This is a genomic window from Wolbachia endosymbiont (group A) of Hylaeus communis, assembly GCF_947251915.1.
GTDB lineage: Bacteria > Pseudomonadota > Alphaproteobacteria > Rickettsiales > Anaplasmataceae > Wolbachia > Wolbachia pipientis.
The window spans coordinates 810109-833921 of the sequence record NZ_OX366396.1; the positions used below are offsets into that span (position 1 = coordinate 810109).

Here is a 23813-nt window from a genome sequence, read left to right on the forward strand (position 1 = left end):
TTTTTGCTATTTAATCTGCATCACCCAAAACAAGTAACTTGTAATTAGAGAGTTTAACAGCACTCAACTCGCTTGATTTTATAAAATCAGAAATCTTCATCTTATCATCCTTTATAAATTTTTGCTCCAGTAAAACAACTTCTTCATAGTACTTAGCCATTCGTCCATCTACTATTTTTTTTGCTACTTCTTCAGGTTTATTTAAGCTCCTCACTTGCTCTTCAATTATAGAACGTTCGTTGTTCAACTTCATTTGATCTAAATCATCTATAGACAAGGCTTCAGGCTTCATAGCAACTACATGCATAGCTATTTGTTTCCCAATCTCTTGTAGCTTCGCCTTATCACCAGATGATTGCAATGCAATTAAAGCACCAATCTTACCTAAGCCATGCGCATCACCATGTACGTAGCCAGCAATAACTCCATCCTTAGCTTCTAAGTAACAAAGCTTGCTTAACTCTAGCTTCTCACCAAGAACTGACGTACCATTCATAATAGCTTCCTGCACTGTGCCAATGCTTTCATACTTGGCATTTTTTAACTCATCAACGCTAGTACAGCGTTCTTGATGAGCAATTGATGCTAAATTTAAAACTAACTCTATAAATTTCTCATTCCTTGCGACAAAATCGGTTTCGCAATTGAGTTCAATCAATACACCACAATTTTCAGTCAAACACATAGCAACGAGCCCATCTGAAGCTACTCTATCAGATTTTTTGTCAGCTTTAGCAAGACCTATTGTACGTAACTTATCAACGGCTTTCTTAATGTCACCATCACATTCTTCTAATGCTTTTTTACAGTCACTTAAGCCAAGCCCTGTTCTATCACGTAATTCTCTTATATCATCTGGATTCATCTTCATTTGTTACTACCTCCCTTTCTTCTTCTTTGTAAACTTTACTACGTCTCCTTTTAGTTTGCACAATACCATCTTCTTTTTCTTGAATAAACTCATCACCCCTTATATCATCAATCTTAACTCCAGATTTTGCTAGACTAGACTCTATTCCAGCTAATATAGAGTCGGTAGCTAATTTACAATAGAGCTCTATTGATTTTCTTGAGTCATCATTTCCAGGTATTAGATAAGTAATACCATCTGGATCAGAATTAGTATCAAGTATTGCAACTATTGGAATTCCTAACTTCTTAGCCTCCTTAACCGCTATATGCTCTTTATTAGTATCAATGATGAATAAGATATCAGGAATTGCTCCCATTTCTCTAATACCGCCAAGCGCCTTATCAAGCTTTTGCTTTTTCTTTTCAATGTTTCCCAATTCTTTCTTTGTTAAAATGCTATCCTCGTCATTTAATATTTTCTCATATTGCATCAAGGTTTTTATCGAAGAAGAAACAGTGCCCCAATTAGTAAGCATACCACCAAGCCAACGATGATTCACATAATATTGACCACAACGAATCGCTTCACTTGCAATAATATCAAAAGCTTGAAACTTTGTACCAACAAATAGAATGCGACCACCTTGAAATGCAACGTCATATAAAGCCTTCATGGCCACCTGTAGCAATGGTAGTGTTTTTCGCAAATCAATTATATGTATACGATTTTCTTGATGCACTCCATATGTGTATGGAGCCATTTTTGCGTTCCAGCGACTAATTTTGTGACCAAAATGTACACCAGATTCAGCTAAATCACGCACAGTGACTTTAGGCAAATTTGTCATATATCATTCCTCCAAATAGTTTATCTTCCATGGCATAACCCTAATGGGACTACTTGTACAAGCCATGTGTGAAATTAAATTATTTACATAGTAATAGAAAAGACAGCAAAGCGCAAACAAAAAATATTGACAAAGGGCAACATGTTTATTAGCTTTAAAGTTGAAGCCCGAAAACGCTAAAAAGAAATTAGGGGGGTGTAGCTCAGTTGGTTAGAGCGCATGCCTGTCACGCATGAGGTCGTGAGTTCAAGTCTCATCACTCCCGCCATATTAGTTTTAGCATAACTTAGAATTCGCAGTATTATTGCCGGTATTGAGAAACGCCTTCACCAAACTTGACATGGCATGGTATTGTAATTAATACTTAAATAGGTTTGTTTTTATCATTAACAATTAGGATTAAATATGCTCATTTCTGAAGTTTTTGCAGCAGATGCAACTAGCAATACATCAAGTATCGGCGCATCTTTTGCTAGTTTTACTCCATTGATTTTAATATTTGTGGTATTTTATTTTCTCATTATTCGCCCGCAACAAAAAAAACTAAAAGAACATAGAAAGATGATAGATCAAATAAAACGTGGTGATACAGTCATTACTTCTGGTGGAATAATAGGTGAAGTTAATAAAGTTGATGAGGCAAATGCACAATTTATAATAGAAATAGCACCAAAAGTTGAGATAAAAGTTCTAAAGTCCGCTATATCTGAGGTTTTAAGCAAAGAAACTCAAAAAGTAGCAGCTAAACCAATTAAAAAGGTAAAATCGAAAGAATGATAAAAAGAATATAAATCAACCAGTAATAAAGGCAAAAATGCTTAACATGTTTAGAAAAAAGTTTGTTTGGTGATCCATTTATGTGCGGAATATTTGGTGTAGTAAGTAGCGGTGATTCAGTAATACCAACCTTACTAACTGGGTTACAAAAATTGGAATATAGGGGATATGATTCCTCAGGTATAGCAATCATAAATAACGAAGGTAAGATAGAAGTCAAAAAATCAGAAGGTAAAGTCGAAAGGTTATGTGAAGTTGTTGATGACAGCAAGATGTCTCACAGTACAGTTGGTATAGCACATACTCGCTGGGCTACACATGGAGTCCCAGGCCTTAAAAATGCTCACCCCATTCGTACAAATAACGTTGTTGTTGCTCATAACGGCATAATTGAGAATTACAATCTGCTAAAAAAGGGCCTAGAAGAAAGGGGCATGTCATTCCATACTGACACTGACACAGAGATCATACCAAACATGCTAACCTTATATCTTGATGAAGGATTGTCGCCAGTTGATTCTCTATTTAAGTGTTTAAACAACCTACACGGCTCATTTGCCTTGGTCTTATTATTTGCAGAATATCCAGACGCCTTATTTGTTGCGAAGAGAAATTTGCCTTTAGCAATAGGCTATAACTGTAACACAGTGTTTGCTGCATCTGACTCTAATGCTTTAAGTGCATTTGTGGAAAAAATATCGCATTTGGAAGATGATGACATTGCAGTGATAAAATCTAGTGGAGTTAGTATATACAACAATGGTACACAAGTTAAACGCAGTATAGAAAATAGTAGTCCAAGTGATTTTCTAATTAGCAAAAATGGTTACCCTAGCTTCATGTTAAAAGAGATTTTTGAGCAACCGCGTGCATTAAACAAAACAATAAATCAATTTTACAAGCAATATAAAGAGGTAATATTTGCTAACAAAAAATTGTTTTCTGAGCTGAGTTACATTACTATAGTTGGATGCGGGTCATCTTATTTTGCTGGGCTAATAGCAAAGTATTGGCTGGAAAATGTCGCTCAAGTTCGAGTATATCTAGAAATCTCATCAGAATTTAGGTATAGCAACGTCAAGCTGGAAGAAGGCAGCATTGGGTTATTTATCTCTCAATCTGGCGAAACTGCAGATACCATAGAAGCGCTGCGTTATGCGAAATCACAGAAGCAAACAATCATAAGTATAACTAATACATTTAGCAGCAGCATTGAAAAGATCTCAGATATTGTGTTACATACTCTTGCTGGGCAAGAAATTGGTGTTGCTTCAACAAAAACCTTTTCTGCGCAACTTGCAACTTTAGCATGCTTTGCCGTGGAGCTTGGAAAAATAAAAGGTATACTGGGTGGAGAGAGAATAAAACAGCTAAGCAACGCTATTAACTCTATTCCCAAGTATGTTGAGCATGTTTTAAATGTGATGAAAATACAACATATATCAGGCAGCATATTAGAACACAATAACGTTATTTTAATTGGCAGAGGAAGTTCATACGGAGTTGCAATGGAAGGTGCATTGAAGATAAAAGAGCTTTCATACATCAATACAATTGGTATTGCAGCGGGAGAAATGAAGCACGGTTCTATTGCTTTAATAGACTCTACTGTGCTTGTTATAGCAATTATCCCTTATGATGATTTATTCTTTAAAACGCTATCTAATATACAAGAGATTATTGCAAGAAAAGGCAAAGTAATTGCCTTCAGTGATAAACAAGGAGCGCCATTCCTAAGGGGAGTTTGCGCAGATGTGGTGCAACTTCCAGACACTGATAATTTTATCTCTCCAATCATCTACAGTGTTGCTATGCAATTCCTTGCTTACTTTACTGCAGCAAAAAAAGGGTTAGATGCAGATTGTCCAAGAAATTTAGCTAAGTCTGTCACGGTTGAGTAGTCCATTTAAAGTTAAAGCTAAACTTCTAATTAAGCTAACCAGACTGCATTCTGTGATTTTTAGCAAAACACGATACACAATCGTCATTCCGCTACTAATTAGCGGAATCTATGCCGAGATACCGCGAATGAATCGCGGTATGACGGTTAAGTAATTCGTCATTCCGCTACCTGTTAGCGCCGCGGCGGCATAGCTATCTTCAAAAATATGGTTGAATAATTGTTAATAATAGTGTATAATTATTAATATTTTTAAGCACTTTGGCTATGGCTTTATCTAAGTTTCTCGACCCTAAGCTGGATTTGACCTTCAAAAAAATATTTGGCACTGAAAAAAATAAGAATATTCTCATACATTTTTTGAATGATATTTTAGGGTTTACTGAGATAAATACTATACAAGAAGTGGAATTCCTCAGTACTATAATGGATCCTGAAATTGCATCTGATAAACAAAGTATAGTTGATGTTCTTTGCAGGGATTCTAGTGGGGCCAGGTATGTGATTGAAATGCAGCTTACTCGCGATAAAGGCTTCGAAAAACGAGCTCAATTATATGCTGCTAAGGCTTACTCAAGGCAAGCTGATAAATCTGGTAAGTACATTGATTTAAAGAAGGTTTTCTTTATTGCTATCTCTAATTGTAATTTATTTCCTGATAAGCTTGATTATATATCCAGCCACACTATAAGAGATGAGAAAACCAATGAGCATGACTTAAAAGATTTTCAATTTGTATTTATTGAACTACCTAAATTTCCTAAGAATAAGGAAGAACAGCTAGAAAGCATAGTGGATCGTTGGTTATTTTTCTTCAAATATGCAGATGAAACTACGGAAGAAGACTTAAGGAAAATAGCAGAAAAAGCACCAATAATAAAGTTAGCCTACGATGAATTAGACAGGTTTAGCTGGAATGAAAAAGATTTAGTAGCTTATGAAGAAAGAATAATGGATCTACGGAAAGAAGAAGCCATTCTTGAATACAGACTTGACCTTGCTACTGAAAAAGGCATCCAAATTGGCGAAGAAAGAGGCATCAAAATCGGTAAAGAGGAAGGGAAAATTGAAGGAAAAATCGAAGGAAAAATCGAAGTCGCAAAAGCAATGCTGGCTAACAATGTTGATGTCAACACTATTGTCAAATTTACTGGCCTTTCTATTAGTGAGATTGAAGAATTAAGTGTGAACGGTTACTAATTAAGAACTTTAATTATCAATCATAAATCACTGAATTTCGCTAGTAAATTTGTTGCCATTGTCCATATTGCACAATTGTATATAAGATATAGTATAACAATAGTGTCCGTTCAGCTAATACCAATTCCCACTGCACAATAAACGGATAGATAACAATGGAAAAAAAGCCATACTATTGCCTTTCTTTCTCACTCCACAATTAAATAACTCTACAATATCGCTTATTTGATTCACTAATAATGAGAATTGGTATAACTTTGCTATTTTTCTCTCTAGATTCTTGCAAAGTTCTACAAGATTAACCACATTACCTCACGGTTTCTCTATGATTATTTTTTTAGATTACTTGTTTACCTTATTTGCCGTTCTCCTGAACGAATATACATAAGCTATAAAAACTATCTAATAGCTACCCAAAACCCTTATTTCCCACTCAAGTTCAACATTAAATTTATCCTTTACTGCATCTTTTACTTTGTTGCCAAGGTTTTCCAAGTCAGATGCAGTTGCATTATCGTAATTGAGCAAGAAGTTACAATGTTTCTTAGAGATTCTAGCTCCACCAATATTTAACCCTAGGCAGCCAGATTTATCAATTAACTCCCATGCTCGGTAGTTTTTTGGATTTTTGAATATGCACCCAGCAGTTTTTCCTCTTATTGGCTGGCTTTTATTTTTCCTCTCAATAACTTCCTTTAACCTTTGCAGTATAAGCTCATACTCTGAGTTTACTCCTTTAAACTCAGCTTCAACAAAAATCCAATTTCCTTTTAGGCTATGTCCACGGTAAAAATACCCCATTTCTTCGCTGGAGAACTCATATAGGTTTCCATCCTCTAGATTCACTGCTTTTATGGATTGTACAACACTTGCGATATCACTACCATATGCACCTGCATTCATTTCTATTCCGCCACCAACTGTTCCTGGAATTCCAACTAGAAACTCCAACCCACTAATCTGCTGATTTCCCGCAAAGTGAGCAAGGTTGCTGAGCAGCACAGCTCCCCCAGCTACAATAGAGTTGTTACCCTTACTTTTAATATATGCAAACTCCTTACCTAATTTTACTGTTATTCCTCGAATGCCACTATCTCGCACTATTATGTTGGATGTTGCACCAATAACGCTAACTGGCAGTTCAGTATTTTTAATCAAGTATGTTAAATCTTCAATATCACATGGTTTAAATAATACATCAGCTCGTCCACCAACATTTAACCACGTCGCTTTAGACATTAAGACATCATAACGATAGATTCCACGTACTTTAGGTAAGCTTATAAGCATTTTGATTTCAACTCTAATCCTGCATCCATACCCATTTTCTCCGCATCTTCTATAAATGAAGTGCGCTCAGTGAAGTATATATTTTTTCCACTTGCTAACATACAACGAAGGTGTAGCATATTTTCGCTCACATATTCAGCCAAAGCTGCAAGTGGTGTAAAACATGAACCATTCACTGTCTTCATAAAACTGCGCTCTGATTTCACTCCTATAAAAGACATATTATTATTAATTTTCTCTAAAAGATCGATAATTTTTACATCATTCCTTCTACATTGAATACAAACCGCCCCCTGCCCCACTGCACTTAACATAACTTTTGGTGGCAATACCTCTGTAATCAAGTGATGTTTTTCTAATCTTATGAGTCCTGCTTCAGCTAGAATTATTCCATCAAAACTTTGATTTTGCAATCTGGTTGTTACATTTCCACGTAGCGATATTATATTTAGATCTGGTCTAACATTTAACAACTGAACTTTTCTTCTTATTGAAGAAGTGGCAATAGTAGCCTGCTGTGGCAAAGACTCAAGGCTATTGTGTTTATGAGAAATAAACGCATCGCATGAACTTAGCCTTTCTAAAACACAAGAAATTGTTAAACCCCCTGAGAAAAACGCAGGCACATCCTTTAGCGAGTGAACTGCCATGTCTATATTATTTTCGAGCAATTCAGTCTCAATTTCTTTAATGAATAATCCTTTACCTCCTATTTCAGCAAGATTTGCGTTTGCATACTTATCTCCAGAAGTTTTTATTTTAATAATTTCAATAGATAAGTTAGGAAAAGAATCCAGCAACTTTTGTTTTGCTTCCAAAGCCTGGGCAACTGCAAGCTTGCTTCCTCTGGTGCCTATTTTGACTAGCATGTGTACGATTGTTTGTCTGATGTCATTCAAGTAGCTAACTACTTGGATCCAGTTTATATAAACCTTTGCATTTATTGTACTTTAACTTAAAACCAAAAGCAACTTTGACTTTACAAAATAATAACCTTTTATATGCATAAATAAGCTTACTGGATTCTAGTACTTGCATGACAAGGTATAAACCTTATCGTCATACCACCGCGAACCGTCATACCGTCACGGTATCTCTAGATCCCGCTAACAAGCAGCGGGATGACGGTTGTCGTTTAGCTATAGATATTAAAAAATTTACCAAGCGAAAAAAAAGGCAAAAGAAGCCCCGTGGTGGTTGGCTATTTACTATGTATAGCTCTTTCCATAAAAGTCCGGATGTGATAGGATAAGGGTAGATGATGATAAGGAGGTTGAATGCCAGCAGCATATAGTTATGATTTAAGAAAAAAAGCAATGGAAGCGCTAGACGAAGGAGAAAGCAGAGAAACAGTGGCAGCAAGATTTAAGATTGGACGAACTACTTTATGGGAGTGGCAGCAAAGAAGAAAAGAAACAGGAGACTTTCAATCAAAAAAACTTGGAAATGGGGGTTACAATCACAAAATTACCGACTGGGATACCTTTGCCAAATTTGCCAGAGAACACGGAGGAAAGACTCTATCGGAAATGGCTAAACTTTGGAACAACGTTAGTATCCAAACGATCTATCGAGCCCTTAAAAAAATTGAATTTACGCGCAAAAAAAGACATATGGATACAAGGAAAGAAACGAAGAAAAACGTGCTGAATTTTTGAAAATTATAGCGACAAAAGAACCTAAAAACTTAGTGTATATAGATGAGTCTGGCATTGATAACACCGAAGACTACCCCTACGGATATTGCCAGAAAGGACAGCGGTTTTATGCCTTAAAATCTGGAAAGAAAACTCAACGAATCAGTATGGTTGCAGCCTTAAGTGGAAGAAAGATAGTTGTTCCGTTAACCTTTGAAGGCCACTGTAATATGGATGTTTTTAATGGATGGTTTGAGCAATTTTTGACACCGATCTTGGAACCTGGACAGACTGTCATTCTTGACAATGCTACTTTTCATAAGTCTGATAAGATTATCGAGCTTGCTAAAGGGGTTGGTGCAGAAATTTTGTATCTGCCGCCTTATTCTCCAGATTTCAACAAAATTGAGCATCATTGGTTTGCTATAAAAAACAGAGCCAGGAAAAACATTCCTCTATTCGAATCCTTTCGTCGTGCTGTTGATTCTGCCTTCCTATGACCTGTTCGGACTATTATGAGAAATGCTATACTAAAATATCGGCGTTTTTTATTCTAAAACGCTTGATTAAGAGCGATTTAGCTGCTTTTAACTTGCAACTAACCTACACCGCAAGTGTTTAAGAAATTTACTAAGCAGGAAAAAAGGCAAAGAAACCCCGTAGTAGCTAGCATTCAAATTCTCCCTTGTCAATTTGACGTTTTTTGCTGTCTTAAACGCTTTGTAAGTGCGTTTCGGCTTATATAGGTAAAAACCTAAAAATTTTTAAAGACATGCGATGCACGTAGTGCGAAAAATTAAACATGAGACGCCAAATACCCTAAGTTTTTTGTCATTAACCTGCACAGATTGCGAAGATAAATAAATAGCTTCAGTACCATGATAGGGGGGGCTGACAAAGCTTGTCAAGGAATTTTTATGGCCTAGCGTCACGTGCTGGAATGACATTTGGGAATATGTTATCCGTTTGTCACTTCTAAATGATAAGAGCCTCAATGAATTTATTAGTTTATTACATGTCTCTTTTCATGTATAAATCTATAGAAAGTTTTATACGGAAGTTGTTTTATGAGCAAAATTATAGAAATCAGAGCACCAAAAACTCTTGGTGGTGAATCAGTTACAGAAGGTATAGTAAAAATAAAGAAGGGTATTGGAGAAGCAGTAAAAGTAGATGACTTGATCTTTGAAATTGAAACTGACAAAACAGCACTCGAATTAACTGCAGAAGCTTCAGGGCAAATAACTGAATTTCTTATAAAAGAAGATGATGTAATAAGTCCTGATCAATTGTTAGCGAAGCTTTCCATGGGAGAAGTAAAAGAGGAAGCGAGAAAAGAAGATAAAAGCGAAAGTGCTGCTAAAAAAGATGCTCCATCAGCTCGTAAAATTATGGAAGAAAATGCAATCAGTGCAGAAAGCGTCAAAGGAACTGGCATGGGCGGCAGAATAACAAAAGCAGATGTGATAGGCCATATGAACAAAGCTGAACAACCTGCAATAAAACAATATGAATTGCCAAAAAGTGTAGTAAATGGAGAGCAAAGAGAGGAACGAGTAAAAATGAGCAAAATAAGGCAAGTAATTGCCGCTCGTTTGAAAGCATCGCAAAATACTGCTGCAATACTGACCACGTTCAATGAAATTGACATGAAGAATGTCATGGATCTAAGAGCAAAATATAAGGACGCCTTTGAAAAAAAATATGGAATAAAACTTGGTTTTATGTCGTTTTTTATAAAGGCAGCGGTGCAAGCATTGAAAGAAATTGCTGAAATTAACGCTGAAATCTCAGGCGATGAAATCATATATAAACATTACTATGACGTAGGTGTTGCTGTTGGCACCGATAAAGGTCTTGTTGTACCAGTTATTCGGGGTGCCGATCAGATGTCATTTGCAGAAATTGAGTTGACTTTAGTTGCTCTTGGCAAAAAAGCTCGTGAGGGTAAATTACAAGTATCAGAAATGGAAGGTGCAACATTTACCATCTCAAACGGTGGAGTATACGGTTCACTTCTTTCCACTCCGATAATAAACCCTCCGCAATCTGGAATACTTGGAATGCATTCAATACAAAACAGGCCAGTTGCTGTTGGTAATGCAGTAGAAATCAGACCTATGATGTACATTGCTCTCTCTTACGACCACAGAATAGTTGACGGCAAAGGAGCAGTAACTTTCCTTGTTAAGGTAAAAAATTACATAGAAGATCCAAACAGATTAGTTTTGGAAGTGTAGCTCAAATGAGTTGTTGTTAGTCTAGTATTGCTCAAAACCTAAACTTTGTCTAATTCTGCCAGCAGTTTAGCAACTTCAGAAATGATTAGGACTCTGATGTTCCTTAAAGATAGATACAGCCCGTGCAAACGACTCCTGTTGTTTCTTGTGGTCACCTAAGGTACCATAAACTTCACATAAGTCTGCCAGTAGTTTGGCAACTTCCGGATGATCAGGGCCGTAATGTTCTTCAAAAATAGGAAAGGCCTGTTCAAGCAGCTCCTTTTTTTCCTTATGGTCACCTAAATCCCCATGAGTGCCACCGTGGCTTACCAGTAGCTTAGCAACTTGAATATGACCAGAACCATAGTGTTTCTCAAAAACAGGTGAAACCCGCTCAAACAACTCTTTAGCTTTCTGAGGATTACCTAAATCCCTGTAAACATTACCTAGATTTGCTAGTGTTCTAGCAACTTCAAAATGATCAGGCCCATAATGCTTCTTTTGAATCGCTAGAGCCCTTTCAAGCAGCTCTTTAGCTTTATGAGGGTTACATAAATCCTTGTAAGCGTTACCGAGACTCACCAGTACTCTAGCAACTTTAAAGTGATCAGGGCCATAATGTTTCTCAAAAATAGGTAAAGCTCGCTCAAGAAACTTTTGTGCCTTCTGGGGTTCGCCTAAAGCCCCATAAGCGTTGCCTAGAATTTCCCATAGTTCAACAACTTCAGAAGTAATCATGGCTATGATGTTTCTCAAGGATAAATGAAGCCTGTTCAAGCAACCATACGCGTCAAGTTAAGGAAATAAAGGTATGAAAGAGATAGAATAATAAGGTATAAGTTCTCCCAGATATACTTTTAGTGAGAGAACCAATGAATAAAATAACTTGCTTATCAAAAAAGCTCAAAGAATTTTTTAATGAAAAAGCAGAGAAAATCTCAATTACAACAAGGTTTATAAAAAGAAAGAGAAAGCTAAAAGGTTCATCATTCGTAAAAGCCATGGTCTTGGGTAATATAGGAGTTGATAATTGTAGCGTAGAAACAATGTGTCAATTACTAAACGAGGACTCGATAGATATAACAAAACAAGGTTTGGATTTTAGATTTACTGAAGAAGCAGTGGAATTTATGAAAAGGATGTATAATGAATCTGTGGTTCTCTTTAAAAATATCTTGCAAGTTGATTGCAAAATCTTACAGCAATTTAATAGTGTTAAATTATTGGACAGTAGCTATATTACTCTACCTAACAGTATGGAAGAGATGTATAAAGGTTATGGTACTAGCTACAGTGGCTATGAAAGCAATACTAAGTCTGGAATAAAGTTACAATTAGTTTTCGATTACATGAATCAGATAATAGACCAACTTAATTTAACGGAGGGAATAAGATCAGACCAGGGATATAGGAAACATTTAAGTAATATATCAAGCAATGATTTGCTAATATCTGATCTCGGTTATTTTGTGCCAAGTTCTTTTAAACAAATCAATGAAATAGGAGCTTATTTCATAAGTCGTTATAAATCCGATACCAACGTATATGATGTAGAAACAAATCAAAAAATGGAGTTATTAGAATGTTTAGAGGATAAGTTATTTTTAGAAAACGAGGTATTGTTAGGAAAAGAAGCAAAAATTAGAGTAAGAATTATATGTCAGAAACTAACTGAAGAACAGTCTATAGCCAGAAGAAGGAAAGCTAATAGATTAGCAAGATCGCAGGGATATACATCCTCTAAAAGAAATCAAAAATTGTTGAACTGGTCAATATTTATAACTAATGTTCCAGAAAATAAAATTAGTGCTGAGCAAGTATTAACGATTTACAGAGTAAGGTGGCAAATTGAGTTATTATTTAAATTGTATAAAAGCCATATCAGACTTGATAAGCTAAAAGGAAAGCCATGCAGAGTATTATGTGAACTATATGCTAAATTGTGCGCAATTCTTATATTTCACGGCATAGTTGTTTGCACAGAAGTGAAAAAGAATACAGAACTTAGCTTAACAAAGGCATTTATTGAGCTAAAAAGACGGGTTAGAGAGTTATTTTTAGTATTAACCAAAATTAATAGTTTAAAAGCATTTCTTAAAAAACTCACTATAACTTGGTCGCGATTTTTATTAAAAGACAAACGTAGAAGGGCTAGAGTATCCACTTTAACCTCTCTAAATTTGCTCACAATCTCTTAACTTGACGCGTATGGTTTAATTAAGTGTGAACTGTTAGAGGTTGTCCGGAAACAAGTAAATTCAAGCATATTCCCTCTTTAACATAACCCTACTCATAGCTAGGTATATGAAATTCTCAGTGGATGTTGTGAGTAAATCATACTCCTTCGATAGCCTTCTATTCCTATTAACCCAAGCAAAAGTCCTTTCTACAACCCATCTTCTTGGCTGTACTTTAAACCCTTGTTCTCTTGTTGGTATAGCTCTTTCCATAAAAGTCCGGATGTGATAGGATAAGGGTAGATGATGATAAGGAGGTTGAATGCCAGCAGCATATAGTTATGATTTAAGAAAAAAAGCAATGGAAGCGCTAGACGAAGGAGAAAGCAGAGAAACAGTGGCAGCAAGATTTAAGATTGGACGAACTACTTTATGGGAGTGGCAGCAAAGAAGAAAAGAAACAGGAGACTTTCAATCAAAAAAACTTGGAAATGGGGGTTACAATCACAAAATTACCGACTGGGATACCTTTGCCAAATTTGCCAGAGAACACGGAGGAAAGACTCTATCGGAAATGGCTAAACTTTGGAACAACGTTAGTATCCAAACGATCTATCGAGCCCTTAAAAAAATTGAATTTACGCGCAAAAAAAGACATATGGATACAAGGAAAGAAACGAAGAAAAACGTGCTGAATTTTTGAAAATTATAGCGACAAAAGAACCTAAAAACTTAGTGTATATAGATGAGTCTGGCATTGATAACACCGAAGACTACCCCTACGGATATTGCCAGAAAGGACAGCGGTTTTATGCCTTAAAATCTGGAAAGAAAACTCAACGAATCAGTATGGTTGCAGCCTTAAGTGGAAGAAAGATAGTTGTTCCGTTAACCTTTGAAGGCCACTGTAATATGGATGTTTTTAATGGATGGTTTGAGCAATTTTTGACACCGATCTTGGAACCTGGACAGACTGTCATTCTTGACAATGCTACTTTTCATAAGTCTGATAAGATTATCGAGCTTGCTAAAGGGGTTGGTGCAGAAATTTTGTATCTGCCGCCTTATTCTCCAGATTTCAACAAAATTGAGCATCATTGGTTTGCTATAAAAAACAGAGCCAGGAAAAACATTCCTCTATTCGAATCCTTTCGTCGTGCTGTTGATTCTGCCTTCCTATGACCTGTTCGGACTATTATGAGAAATGCTATATAAGTGGACCACAAGAAAAATAAGCAGTAGAGAATCAGCAAATATAGCTCTTTTTACAATAATCCGAACAGACCGTAATATGCTACTGGCCTGCTATAGCCATAAACACATATCTTATCGCATTCGGACTATTATAAGAAAGGCTATAAAGAGCTACTCGAAGCTATTCAAAAAATATATCAAGTTTCTAAATGTAGATATGGAGCTCCTAAAATTCATGCTGAATTGAAGGCTTTGGGTAAAAGTTGCAATTTGAAAACGGTGCAAAGTATTATGCAGAAAAATGACATCAGGGCTATACTGAGAAGAAAGTTTAAAATTAAAAAACAACAAACAGATAATAGAGCTGTAGCTCCCAATATATTAGACCAAAACTTTATTGTTGATCAACCAAATAAAGTATGGGATTACTTACATCAAAACCAAGGAGGGATGGCTATATTTGGCAGCAATAATTCTCACGTATGGTAGTTAATGAGTAGTGCAATAAATAAACAATTGGTTATGAACTCTTTATTAATGGCCATTAATAGGCGTAAACCTGTTAAAAATCTACTGCTGCACAGTGACCAAGGTTCACAATATACTGCGCAAGGGTATCAATATCTCTTAGCTGTAAAGAATATAGATGAGTAATAAAGGCTGTTGTTACGACAATTCTGTTGCAGAAAGCTTCTTTAGCTCATTGAAAAGAGAAATACTTATTGATACTTCACAACACTCTGCTCAACACACTAGAACTGCAATATTTGAATACATAGAAATTTTTTATAACAAACAACGTCACTATTAACTATTGCATTCCAGAACAATTTGATGCATCATTCTTTTTGTAAAAAACATTCCAAACTTTCTCTCCACTTTTTCTGGGTAAGGTCACTGACTCAATACCCAGTCAATATCCTTTCCACCAGTTCTTTTACTGCCGGTACGTAGCCATTCTCATAAAATGGATCTTGCTTAAATTTGTACACATTGTGCCCGGAAAACATGAGTTCGTTCTCAATATCACCATCGTGTATAACGTTTTGCAGTGTTTTTTGTATGCAAAAACTACGAGGATCTGGCTTTCGTCCTGTTGAATGGTCACCATGATCTTTCCAATTGCTAAACAAACAATGACTTAAGCATCCCATACAATTGATTTGATCTTGTCTTATCTCTGCAAACCTGCCTGGCGTCACAAAAATAACAGTTGTATCTGGAGTTTTCATTGCTTCTGTATACCCTGCTTTAGTCCATGTATTTGCCAGTTCTTTGTCTTTTGCAGTAAGGTAGATCTTTCTACCTCTGCTACCCATTGCAAATTCATTATTAAATTCTTCGCTAGCATTTTCTGAAAACTTTATTTGACGTGAATTCCGTTCCTGCAACTCACGTATGAAGTTATTTTTTACTGCAGATGAGTAAAACCCTGTTGGACTGAATTTATTTAAAAATACATCACCTTCTTCTAAAGTGAGTAGCTTCTTTTTCCACTCTGCAGAAATTGGGCTTTCTTTCGTCAAAAGTGGACGAGTGCCAAACTGAAAAGCTATTGGTCCAATTTGCAGATTGTCAAACCAATGTTCCCAATCTTTCAAATGCCACACTCCTCCTGCCATAACAATTGGTGTTTCTGAAAGACCGATCTCGTTCATGAAAGATCTAAGCTCTGCAACTCTTTCAAATGGAGCCTGTGGTAGCTCTGGGTCTTCACTGTTACTCAGTCCATTGTGCCCTCCAGCAAGCCATGGATCTTCATACACTACTCCACCAAGCAAATAGGAAGATATTCTTTGGTAAGCACGCTTCCATAATGCTTTAAAAGCACGCACCGATGAGATAATAGGGTAATAATAAACCTGATATTTAGCTGCAATTTCTCCAAGCCTATAAGGCATACCAGCACCGCAGGTAATACCATGAATCAAACCTTTCGCTCCTTCTAATATGCCATGAAGCACGCGTTCTGCTGCTCCCATCTCCCAAAGTACATTCATGTGTATTCTTCCATGACCTTTTGATATTTCATTTGCTATTCTTGCCTGACTAATTCCAGCTTCAATACTATACTCAATCAATTCACTATGCTTTTCATTTCTTGTTTTGCCTTTATAAATTAGTGGCACTAACTCGCCATTATCATCAATAAGCTTAGCATTTGCACCAGAAAATGTACCCACAGCATCTGCTGCAGCAAATACTCCGCTTGATCTTCCATCACTAACTGCAATGCCTTTGCCGCCCTCGATGATTGGCCACACTTCCTTTCCTGAAATTACTATCTTTTTTATCTTATTTTTCAAAACTTCCTCGCAATCTTTCACTCTATTTTACTTAATTACTAAAAAAATGATAGCTGTTTATTTTTACTCCTAAGAAACTCACTCAACTAACTCTTCTTGTTGAACTAATATGTAGCCAAATTCGCTCGCTTTTTTGATCAAATTTTTTACAGTTCTATCTTTATAGCGTGTTTCATAGTATTCCATTCCTTTTTCTACATATTCCTGTCCGTATTTGAGCATACTATAAAATATGCATGCCATTTTTCTTGCAGTAGCTGTTATTGCTTTTGGTGCTCCTAGTCGTTTTTTCAATCTTCTGTAGTATGCACCCAACGCACTTTTACTATTTCCTACAGAATGAGCAGCTATTCGCAAAGCATTTGCAGCACGGTTAATGACTTTACGTGTTCTTGTGTTAAACACTTTTTCCCCTGTAACTTTATTAGCAGGACTGAGTCCCAACCACGATGAAAAGTGCTTTTCTGTTGGCCATTTACTATGGTTTATACCAACTTCTGAAATTATGGTTTGTATACTTAATACATCAAATCCAGGAATTTTAGTGAAATCCATACCAGTTATTCGGTGCAGTTCCTCATACAAAGCAAAGCTTGGCTTACTTTTGCTATTTTTATTCTTTTGCTTACTTAGCTGTTTGCTTTCACAAGACTTTGTTTCAAACGTTTTATAATAGGCTTCAATATTTCTATCACATTCTGCTATTTTTTCTTGATAAATATTATATAGTTCAAATTCTTGCTTTAGCGTGAATAAGTGTTCCTCTCTATAGTCACCAGCTAACGCTTTTGCAATAGTAGACTGATCATTTTTCATTCGCACGTCCCTGAATTCTGCCAATTTTTCAGAATCTCTTTCGCCTTCAATTATAGCTTCAATGATTTTCATACCAGTTATCCCAGTAATATGACTAATAACCTTGTGTAATTGTATATTCATTTGAATTAATGCCTTCTGCATACGCAGAATATGTGTAGATGCACTTTCAGTGAGATTTTTGCGTTGCCGCACGTAACTGCGCAATACACACATCTGATTATCTGGCCTAAACGATCCATGAAGCAGTCCGTAGCTATGCAGTTGTTGGAGCCATTGGCAATCTTGAACGTCAGACTTCCTACCAGGTACATTCTTTACATGCCGTGCATTTACCAATCTTACCTCGAATTTGTATGACTTAAGTATTTGAAATAAAGGAATCCAATATACTCCTGTTGATTCCATAGCTACTGTTGTAACTTTACACTTTTTCAACCACTGTGCTAAGTTATGAAGGTCTTCAGTAAAGCAGCCAAATTTCTGAACGCGTTGTTCATCTCTTCCTTCAGGTACACACACATAGTGTACAGCTGAACCAATGTCTATTCCTGCTGCATTAGGATTCACTATTTCTAATTTACTTTTTGCTTTTTTCATGGTAACTCCTACATATAATTTGTAATAGGGAAACGCTTCAGCTTGGAACGGTTGATAGTACAATCTCCTAACCGAGGTAGTCTAAATGACTCCATCAATGATTTGACCGTTCCTTCCAAAACCATGCTTGCATACGGGCACTTAGGCACCATTGAAAATGTCGGTCATAACTGCAAAGGCGCTCCCTGTACAACTATACTTGAAAACTACTAAAAACTTAAATTTGTGTGTTTCTTTCTGATTTGACAGATTTCGTCTGTTCGATGCTTGTATCATTAAAGCTTCTATAGCTACTCATGCTGTTGTAGTTTGAGAGCAGTTCCCATCGGAAGGGTGTCATTCCAGTGCTTGACACTGGGATGACAGGGGAGGGAGGCTGCTGGGATCCTGACAACCGTCATCCCGCTGCTTGTTAGCGGGATCTAGAGATACCGCGGCGGTATGACGTAGAGCTACGTGTTTAGGTTTAATGAATCCACTATATCTTTTACTTGAGAAAAAACATACTCTTTGCTTACACTGGTATCGATAATAAAGTCACTCATCTTCCTTTTCTCCTCAATAGATAACTGAACATCGGAGATTAGATTAAGCTTTTCTTTATCTATGTTGCGTTCGTTAAGTCTTTGAGCTTGCACAACGCTATCTGCATGAACAAAAACAATAAGGTCGCAATATAAATAAAATTTTGTTTCTAATAGAAGTGGCACATCTAAAACTAAAAGTTTTCTATCGATCTTTTTTTCCTTGGCAATAAAAAATTCTAATTCACGCAGCACAGCAGAGTGAACCAAAGATTGAAATTGTTTCCAATTTTCATCGTAGGCTAAGAAATATTTAGACAGTACTGTTCTATCTATTTCACCATTTACTACCACTCCAGGAAAATTTTTCTCTGCATAACTTATTATGCTTTTATCCACTTTATAAAGTTGGTGTACAACAGAATCAGCATCAAATACAACAGCACCAAACTCTTGAAAGCAATTAGCTACAAAGCTCTTTCCTACCCCAATTCCGCCTGTTAGACTTATAATCATATAACAAAATACATTCGACTTCTTTTGAAACTATAGCTAAGGTTTCTCTATATATATTAACTAGATTTTCTAGATCCCAGTGTCAAGCACATAACTATACGAACATTGCAATTTGTAGGTGGTGTCATCCCAGTCTGGGCTCTAGCTTTTTGGTAATTTTATCGAAAATGTTTGCTCGTTTACAATCAATTTTCCTGGATCGAAGTAGTCAAGGCACTGGGATGACACCCTACTTAACCGTCATACCGCCGCGGTATCTCTTAGCCACTAACACGTAGCGGGATGACGATTGTCGATAAATCTAAGTTACTTTAGCAACAGTTATTCTCCACTAAATTACTCTGAATTTTGGTTATATTATTTGCGGATTTCACTGCTGAAATCTCAAATTTTGAGCTTGTGTTGAAAAATGATTCAACTGACCTGCCAAAAAAATCATATCTCCATCCCTTGAATAATTTATCTGTCTGTCCAGATATTGACCCGGTTAACTCATCTTTTGAAGAAACTAATTTCCTTGATATGTTACTTTCTTTACATTTACTATCTAAAATAATTGAGAGTATATCAAGTACAGATTTATCATAATTACTCGATAAGGTGTTGTTTTGCTGCATCCAATTTCTCTCATTTTCATTAAAAATATTCACAAACTCTAGTAAATCCGCATCTTTTATATTTTTTGTATTCCTCTTGAGATCATCTAAAATCTCATCAACATGCTCTACATTTTTTTCAATAAAATCAGCTATTACAGCATTATTGATTATTTTATTACGGTTCATATTATAGCGCTGTGCTAAGGTTTCTTGCCACTCACTAACTGCTTTAACAGTTAGTATCAATCTTGGATTTACTTCATAATTAAATTTAATCCTCTTCCATGCATCTTTTGGGCTATGTAAATACTTATTTATATCAACTATTGATTCCATCTCTTCTTGAAACCAACCCATCCTATTATTTTCTTCAAGTTTATTGCACAATATTTGGTATAGGTCATATAGGTGTACCACGTCGTTTACTGCATAATCTAACTGATCTTCGGACAACGGACGCCTTAACCAATCTGAATTTTTAGCTTTAATTTTATCCAGTGCTATTCCTTGATATTGCTCCACTACTTTTGAGTAACCAATAAAGTCATGATAATAATGACAAAACATAGCAGCAACTTGGGTATCAAAAATGGGAGTGGGAATACATTTAAATACAGTGAGTAAGGATTCTATATCCTGCCGGCAGCTATGAAACACTTTGGTTATCCCCTGATTTAGCATTATTTTCTTAATGAATGATAAATCAATTTCTGGCACTAATGCGTCTACAATAAAACTCTTCTCTCCGTAAGAAATTTGAATTAACGATAATTTTGGGTAGTAGATTAAATTATTTCTAATGAACTCCGTGTCAACTGCTATAAATTTTGGCTTTTTTGCTATCAACCCCTCACATATGTCCTCCAGCTCCGACGTTGTATTAATTAACATATGTTTTTTATTCAGTGGTTCTACTTTACCACTTATATTAAATTTTTGCAATTAATGACTTCTTGCAGAACTTTCTATCACTCATTGGCATCACACAAATAGCCTTTTCCATCCCAATCCCAGTGCTTCCTTCTCCTGTCATCCAAGTAGCTGACACTGGGATCTAGAAGACTTAATTTCAACCAAGTGGCTGCATAATAAAGGCTGGATTCCAGTGCCAAGCACTGGAATGACAGCACTCTACGTCATACCGCCGCGAACTGTCATAACGCCGCGGTATCTCTAGATCCCGCTGCGGGATGACGATTGTCGTTTAGCTATAAATATTAAGAAATTTACCTAATAAAAAAAAGGCAAAAGAAGCCCTGGGGTTATTATCCGCTTTAAAATATTGGCGTTTTTTATGTTTTAAACGCTTGACAAGCAAGATTAAGCTGCTTTTAATTGCAACTAACTTACGCTGCAAATGTTTAAGAAATTTACTAAGCAGAAAAAAAGACAAAGGACCCCCGAGTTAGCTAGTCTTTTACTATCTCTGTCGAGTATTGGCATTTTTTGATGTCTTGTAACGCTTTATAAGCGCGTTCAGCTTATTTAGATAAAAATCTAGATGTAGATGAAGTTTTGTAAAGACATACAGTATCTATATACTGCAAAAAATTAAACATAAGACGCCAATACATTAAGTAATCCTTACCTTTTAATCTGCAGATTGGCGAAAGCAAATACAATAGCTTCACTATCATGATAAGGGCGCTGGCGAAGGGTGTCAAGTAAGTTTTTCGTTTCTATAGCTACTACCACGATTGTATAGGTAATTCTTCACTTATAATAATGATTCAAGCCTTCAGCTCCTCAAACACTTCACTTGCTCTATTTAAAACAGAATCAGGAAAACCAGCAAGTTTTGCTACATGTATTCCATATGACTCATCTGCAATGCCTTCAATTACTTCATGTAGAAAAATAACCTCTCCGTTCCACTCTCTTATTTTTACACAAAAACATTTCACGTTCTTCAAGTATTTGCTTACTTTAGTTAATTCATGATAATGAGTTGCAAAAATGGCGCGGCACTTATTTACATTGTGAATATGTTCAATCACCGCCTGTGCAATAGATAATCCATCATACACCCCTGTGCCCCTACCAATTTCATCAAGTATCACCAAGGAACGGTCCGTTGCCTGATTTACTATCGTTGCTGTTTCGATCATCTCTACCATGAAGGTAGAATAACCAGCTGTTATATTATCCGTTGCGCCAACCCTGCTGAATATCTTGTCAATCACTCCAATATGTGCACTCTCTGCTGGCACAAATGACCCCATGTGAGCTAAAATTGCAATGAGAGCGTTTTGCCTCAAGAAAGTGCTTTTTCCAGCCATATTAGGACCAGTAATTAGATGTATACCAGCTAAATTGATGCTATTTGCAATGAATTTATCGTTAACTTCAACCAATGGATGTCTTCCGCTACAGATATTGAACTCTTTGCTGTCATCAATAATGGGTTTTACGTAATTATTTTGCACTGCAAGCTCTGCAAATGCGGTTCTAATATCAAGTTTTGCCAAAGCATTTGCAGCAAGAGCAATTTTTTCAGATTCTTTAGCGACTTCACTACACAGTTCACTAAAAATTTTCATTTCTAAGCCGATTGCAGCATCACGTGCCGTAAGAATTTTATTTTCTAGTTCTTTCAATTCATTAGTAGTGTAGCGCATGCTATTTGCTAAGCTTTGCCTATGAATAAATATATCCGAAGTTATTTTGTGATTTGCCGACACTTCAACGTAATAACCAAGTATGTTGTTGTGTAATATTTTGAGTGCGGCAATGCCAGTTAGGTCGCGATAAGATTCACGGAGTTTGGTTATTAGTTTATTACTATTATTTAATATGTAGGATAACTCAGATAATTCTGAGTTGTATTTTGAGTGAATAAATCCTCCTTCTTTCACGGAACTGAGGTTATTATCGAGTATAGCACTATTTAACAGTTCAAATAGGTCTTTATGATTGCCAAGGCTTTTATGTATTGTGCTTAGTTCACTCTCGTCTGATTTTACTGTTATTCCAGCGTGTGACGCTGGCTGGATCTCAGTTTGGATGACATATTGTTGTGGGAGAGATCCATTTTCACCTGATTCAATTTTACATAAGAACTCAGACAATTCTAAAGTCTTTCCTAGGCCTATTTTCAATAGGTTCATATCCTTTGGTGAACCACGCCCTAGTATTAAGCGCGATAAAGACCTTTCAATATCCGGAATGTTAGATAATATCTCTCGTATTTTTCTGCGTGAATCATGATTATTTACAAAAAATTGAGCGGTACTGAGCCTTAGGTTAATCGCCTTAGAACAAGCAAGTGGTGAAGCAAGCATTTGTTTTAACAGGCGTCCACCAGAGGCTGTAACTGTGTGATCAATAACTGAAATTAGTGAACCTTTCTTTTCACCAAATTGAGTTGAAAACAACTCAAGATTTCTCCTTGCTGAAGCATCAATAAGCATGAAATTTTGTTGCTTATAGGTTTTTGGGAATTCAAGCCTTGGAATGGAGCCCCTTTGTGTTACTCTGACATATTCAAGCAGTGCACCGCACGCCATGATTTCTACTTTGCTGAAATTTCCTATACTCCCAAGTTCCCTGATTTTATAAAACTCGCATAACGTTCTGTGAGATTTACTATACTCAAAAAAACTCTGTGCGTGTTGCGTAATTGATATTTTATAATTTTTTAAAACCGATCTAATTTTTTCATCCTCAGTGAATTTTTCAGAAATTAATAATTCTCTTGGTGATATACGCAATAAATCACTATCTAGAGCTTTCAAACTCGTTAAAGTGTGAAAAAATTTTCCCGTCGATAATTCAAGCCAACTAATAGCATATTCGTCATTTTGTTCAACTATGGACGCGAGATAATTATTGCTTTTATCCTCCAGTAGTGAATCTTCTATAATTGTACCTGGAGTTACAACTCGCACTACATCACGTTTTACTATGGATTTATAGCCCCTCTTTTTTGCTTCATCAGCAGTTTCTAATTGGTCACAGATTGCTACTTTGAATCCTAAATCTATTAGCTTGTGTAGGTAAGATTCACTACTGTGTGCTGGCACTCCACACATTGGTATGTCCTGCCCACACGAATTACCTCTCTTGGTTAGCACTATATTCAGCAATTTCGCAGCTTTAATAGCATCATCGAAAAACAATTCATAAAAATCTCCTAGCCTATAAAATAGCAGATGATCTTTGTATTGAGCTTTCAGGTTCAAATACTGCTCCATCACAGGGGTGTTTTTTTCTTTTACGAAGCTCATAATATTTTTTAATATATTGTATTGATAAACGTTATTATAGATTATATTGCACATGTGGATAACATAAATTTTAAATAGGTGTATAGAGGGAAAAATTTAAAACAATTAAATTTCTTGGATCCAAGTAGT

19 protein-coding genes, 1 tRNA gene and 2 pseudogenes are annotated in these 23813 nt (G+C 36.1%); 9 read left to right on the forward strand and 13 right to left on the reverse strand.

What is annotated here, in order from left to right:
* Positions 1-10 precede the first annotated feature (10 nt).
* Together tsf and rpsB are read right to left on the reverse strand one after the other, a co-directional pair.
* The gene (tsf, locus tag OPR52_RS04115) at positions 11-871 is read right to left on the reverse strand and encodes a translation elongation factor Ts (RefSeq protein ID WP_006279981.1); all 861 of its coding nucleotides are present in this window, start codon (positions 869-871) and stop codon (positions 11-13) included.
* Complete coding sequence (gene rpsB / locus OPR52_RS04120) at positions 852-1700, reverse strand: 30S ribosomal protein S2 (RefSeq protein WP_265037774.1); 849 nt, start codon at positions 1698-1700, stop codon at positions 852-854. The genes tsf and rpsB overlap by 20 nt, the downstream gene beginning before the upstream one ends.
* Before the next feature lie 191 nt (positions 1701-1891).
* On the opposite strand from rpsB, the gene OPR52_RS04125 reads away from it, so the two are divergent.
* From OPR52_RS04125 to OPR52_RS04140, 4 genes are all read left to right on the forward strand, one after another.
* Positions 1892-1968, forward strand: a tRNA-Asp gene (locus OPR52_RS04125).
* Positions 1969-2105: 137 nt separating this feature from the next.
* Positions 2106-2477, forward strand: a complete 372-nt coding sequence (yajC, locus tag OPR52_RS04130; RefSeq protein WP_015589055.1) for a preprotein translocase subunit YajC — start codon at positions 2106-2108, stop codon at positions 2475-2477.
* Positions 2478-2557: 80 nt separating this feature from the next.
* Positions 2558-4378 carry a glutamine--fructose-6-phosphate transaminase (isomerizing) gene (gene glmS, locus OPR52_RS04135; RefSeq protein WP_264723449.1) on the forward strand — a complete coding sequence of 607 codons (1821 nt, stop codon included), beginning with the start codon at positions 2558-2560 and terminating at the stop codon, positions 4376-4378.
* A 266-nt stretch (positions 4379-4644) separates the two neighbouring features.
* Positions 4645-5577, forward strand: coding sequence for an Rpn family recombination-promoting nuclease/putative transposase (locus OPR52_RS04140; RefSeq protein WP_015589057.1), 933 nt, complete (start codon positions 4645-4647; stop codon positions 5575-5577).
* A gap of 114 nt (positions 5578-5691) precedes the next feature.
* Here the strand turns inward: OPR52_RS04140 and OPR52_RS04145 are convergent, their stop codons facing one another.
* From OPR52_RS04145 to hemC, 3 genes are all read right to left on the reverse strand, one after another.
* Positions 5692-5883 (reverse strand): hypothetical protein, encoded by a 192-nt coding sequence (locus OPR52_RS04145; RefSeq protein WP_070356842.1) that lies wholly within the window; start codon positions 5881-5883, stop codon positions 5692-5694.
* A gap of 96 nt (positions 5884-5979) precedes the next feature.
* A complete protein-coding gene (murB, locus tag OPR52_RS04150) occupies positions 5980-6867 on the reverse strand; it encodes a UDP-N-acetylmuramate dehydrogenase (protein ID WP_253303484.1) in 888 nt (295 codons plus the stop codon).
* The gene (gene hemC / locus OPR52_RS04155; RefSeq protein ID WP_264723448.1) at positions 6858-7736 is read right to left on the reverse strand and encodes a hydroxymethylbilane synthase; all 879 of its coding nucleotides are present in this window, start codon (positions 7734-7736) and stop codon (positions 6858-6860) included. The genes murB and hemC overlap by 10 nt, the downstream gene beginning before the upstream one ends.
* A 408-nt stretch (positions 7737-8144) precedes the next feature.
* On the opposite strand from hemC, the gene OPR52_RS04160 reads away from it, so the two are divergent.
* Both OPR52_RS04160 and odhB read left to right on the forward strand, forming a co-directional pair.
* Positions 8145-9004 (forward strand): IS630 family transposase gene (locus OPR52_RS04160; RefSeq protein WP_265037751.1). Its coding sequence is split into 2 segments (ribosomal slippage): positions 8145-8469 and positions 8469-9004, totalling 861 coding nucleotides; the frame shifts between segments, so codons are not numbered across the junction.
* Between the two features lie 567 nt (positions 9005-9571).
* Complete coding sequence (gene odhB / locus OPR52_RS04165; protein ID WP_265037777.1) at positions 9572-10744, forward strand: 2-oxoglutarate dehydrogenase complex dihydrolipoyllysine-residue succinyltransferase; 1173 nt, start codon at positions 9572-9574, stop codon at positions 10742-10744.
* A gap of 75 nt (positions 10745-10819) precedes the next feature.
* On the opposite strand, the gene OPR52_RS04170 is transcribed toward odhB, so the two are convergent.
* Entirely contained in the window at positions 10820-11482 is a 663-nt protein-coding gene (locus OPR52_RS04170) for a tetratricopeptide repeat protein (protein ID WP_265037779.1), read from the reverse strand.
* 116 nt (positions 11483-11598) lie between these two features.
* On the opposite strand from OPR52_RS04170, the gene OPR52_RS04175 reads away from it, so the two are divergent.
* Positions 11599-12924, forward strand: coding sequence for an IS4 family transposase (locus OPR52_RS04175; protein ID WP_265037781.1), 1326 nt, complete (start codon positions 11599-11601; stop codon positions 12922-12924).
* A 60-nt stretch (positions 12925-12984) separates the two neighbouring features.
* Here the strand turns inward: OPR52_RS04175 and OPR52_RS04180 are convergent.
* Positions 12985-13164 (reverse strand): annotated as a pseudogene (locus OPR52_RS04180) (transposase); the annotation flags it as partial.
* Positions 13165-13225: 61 nt separating this feature from the next.
* On the opposite strand from OPR52_RS04180, the gene OPR52_RS04185 reads away from it, so the two are divergent.
* Positions 13226-14085 (forward strand): IS630 family transposase gene (locus OPR52_RS04185; protein ID WP_265037751.1). Its coding sequence is split into 2 segments (ribosomal slippage): positions 13226-13550 and positions 13550-14085, totalling 861 coding nucleotides; the frame shifts between segments, so codons are not numbered across the junction.
* Between the two features lie 177 nt (positions 14086-14262).
* Positions 14263-14951, forward strand: a pseudogene (locus OPR52_RS07865) (IS3 family transposase); the annotation flags it as partial.
* Between the two features lie 48 nt (positions 14952-14999).
* Here the strand turns inward: OPR52_RS07865 and OPR52_RS04200 are convergent.
* The 6 genes from OPR52_RS04200 to mutS all read right to left on the reverse strand — a co-directional run bounded on the left by OPR52_RS04200 (position 15000) and on the right by mutS (position 23684).
* Positions 15000-16403, reverse strand: coding sequence for an NAD(P)H-dependent flavin oxidoreductase (locus tag OPR52_RS04200; RefSeq protein ID WP_264723264.1), 1404 nt, complete (start codon positions 16401-16403; stop codon positions 15000-15002).
* A gap of 78 nt (positions 16404-16481) precedes the next feature.
* The gene (locus OPR52_RS04205; RefSeq protein WP_265037784.1) at positions 16482-17819 is read right to left on the reverse strand and encodes an IS110 family RNA-guided transposase; all 1338 of its coding nucleotides are present in this window, start codon (positions 17817-17819) and stop codon (positions 16482-16484) included.
* A gap of 452 nt (positions 17820-18271) precedes the next feature.
* Positions 18272-18859 (reverse strand): dephospho-CoA kinase, encoded by a 588-nt coding sequence (coaE, locus tag OPR52_RS04210; RefSeq protein ID WP_006280338.1) that lies wholly within the window; start codon positions 18857-18859, stop codon positions 18272-18274.
* A gap of 311 nt (positions 18860-19170) precedes the next feature.
* Positions 19171-20349 (reverse strand): ribonuclease D, encoded by a 1179-nt coding sequence (locus OPR52_RS04215; RefSeq protein WP_265038468.1) that lies wholly within the window; start codon positions 20347-20349, stop codon positions 19171-19173.
* A 313-nt stretch (positions 20350-20662) separates the two neighbouring features.
* Positions 20663-20851 carry a hypothetical protein gene (locus OPR52_RS04225; protein ID WP_265037786.1) on the reverse strand — a complete coding sequence of 63 codons (189 nt, stop codon included), beginning with the start codon at positions 20849-20851 and terminating at the stop codon, positions 20663-20665.
* 337 nt (positions 20852-21188) lie between these two features.
* The gene (gene mutS / locus OPR52_RS04230) at positions 21189-23684 is read right to left on the reverse strand and encodes a DNA mismatch repair protein MutS (protein WP_265038469.1); all 2496 of its coding nucleotides are present in this window, start codon (positions 23682-23684) and stop codon (positions 21189-21191) included.
* Positions 23685-23813: the final 129 nt, after the last annotated feature.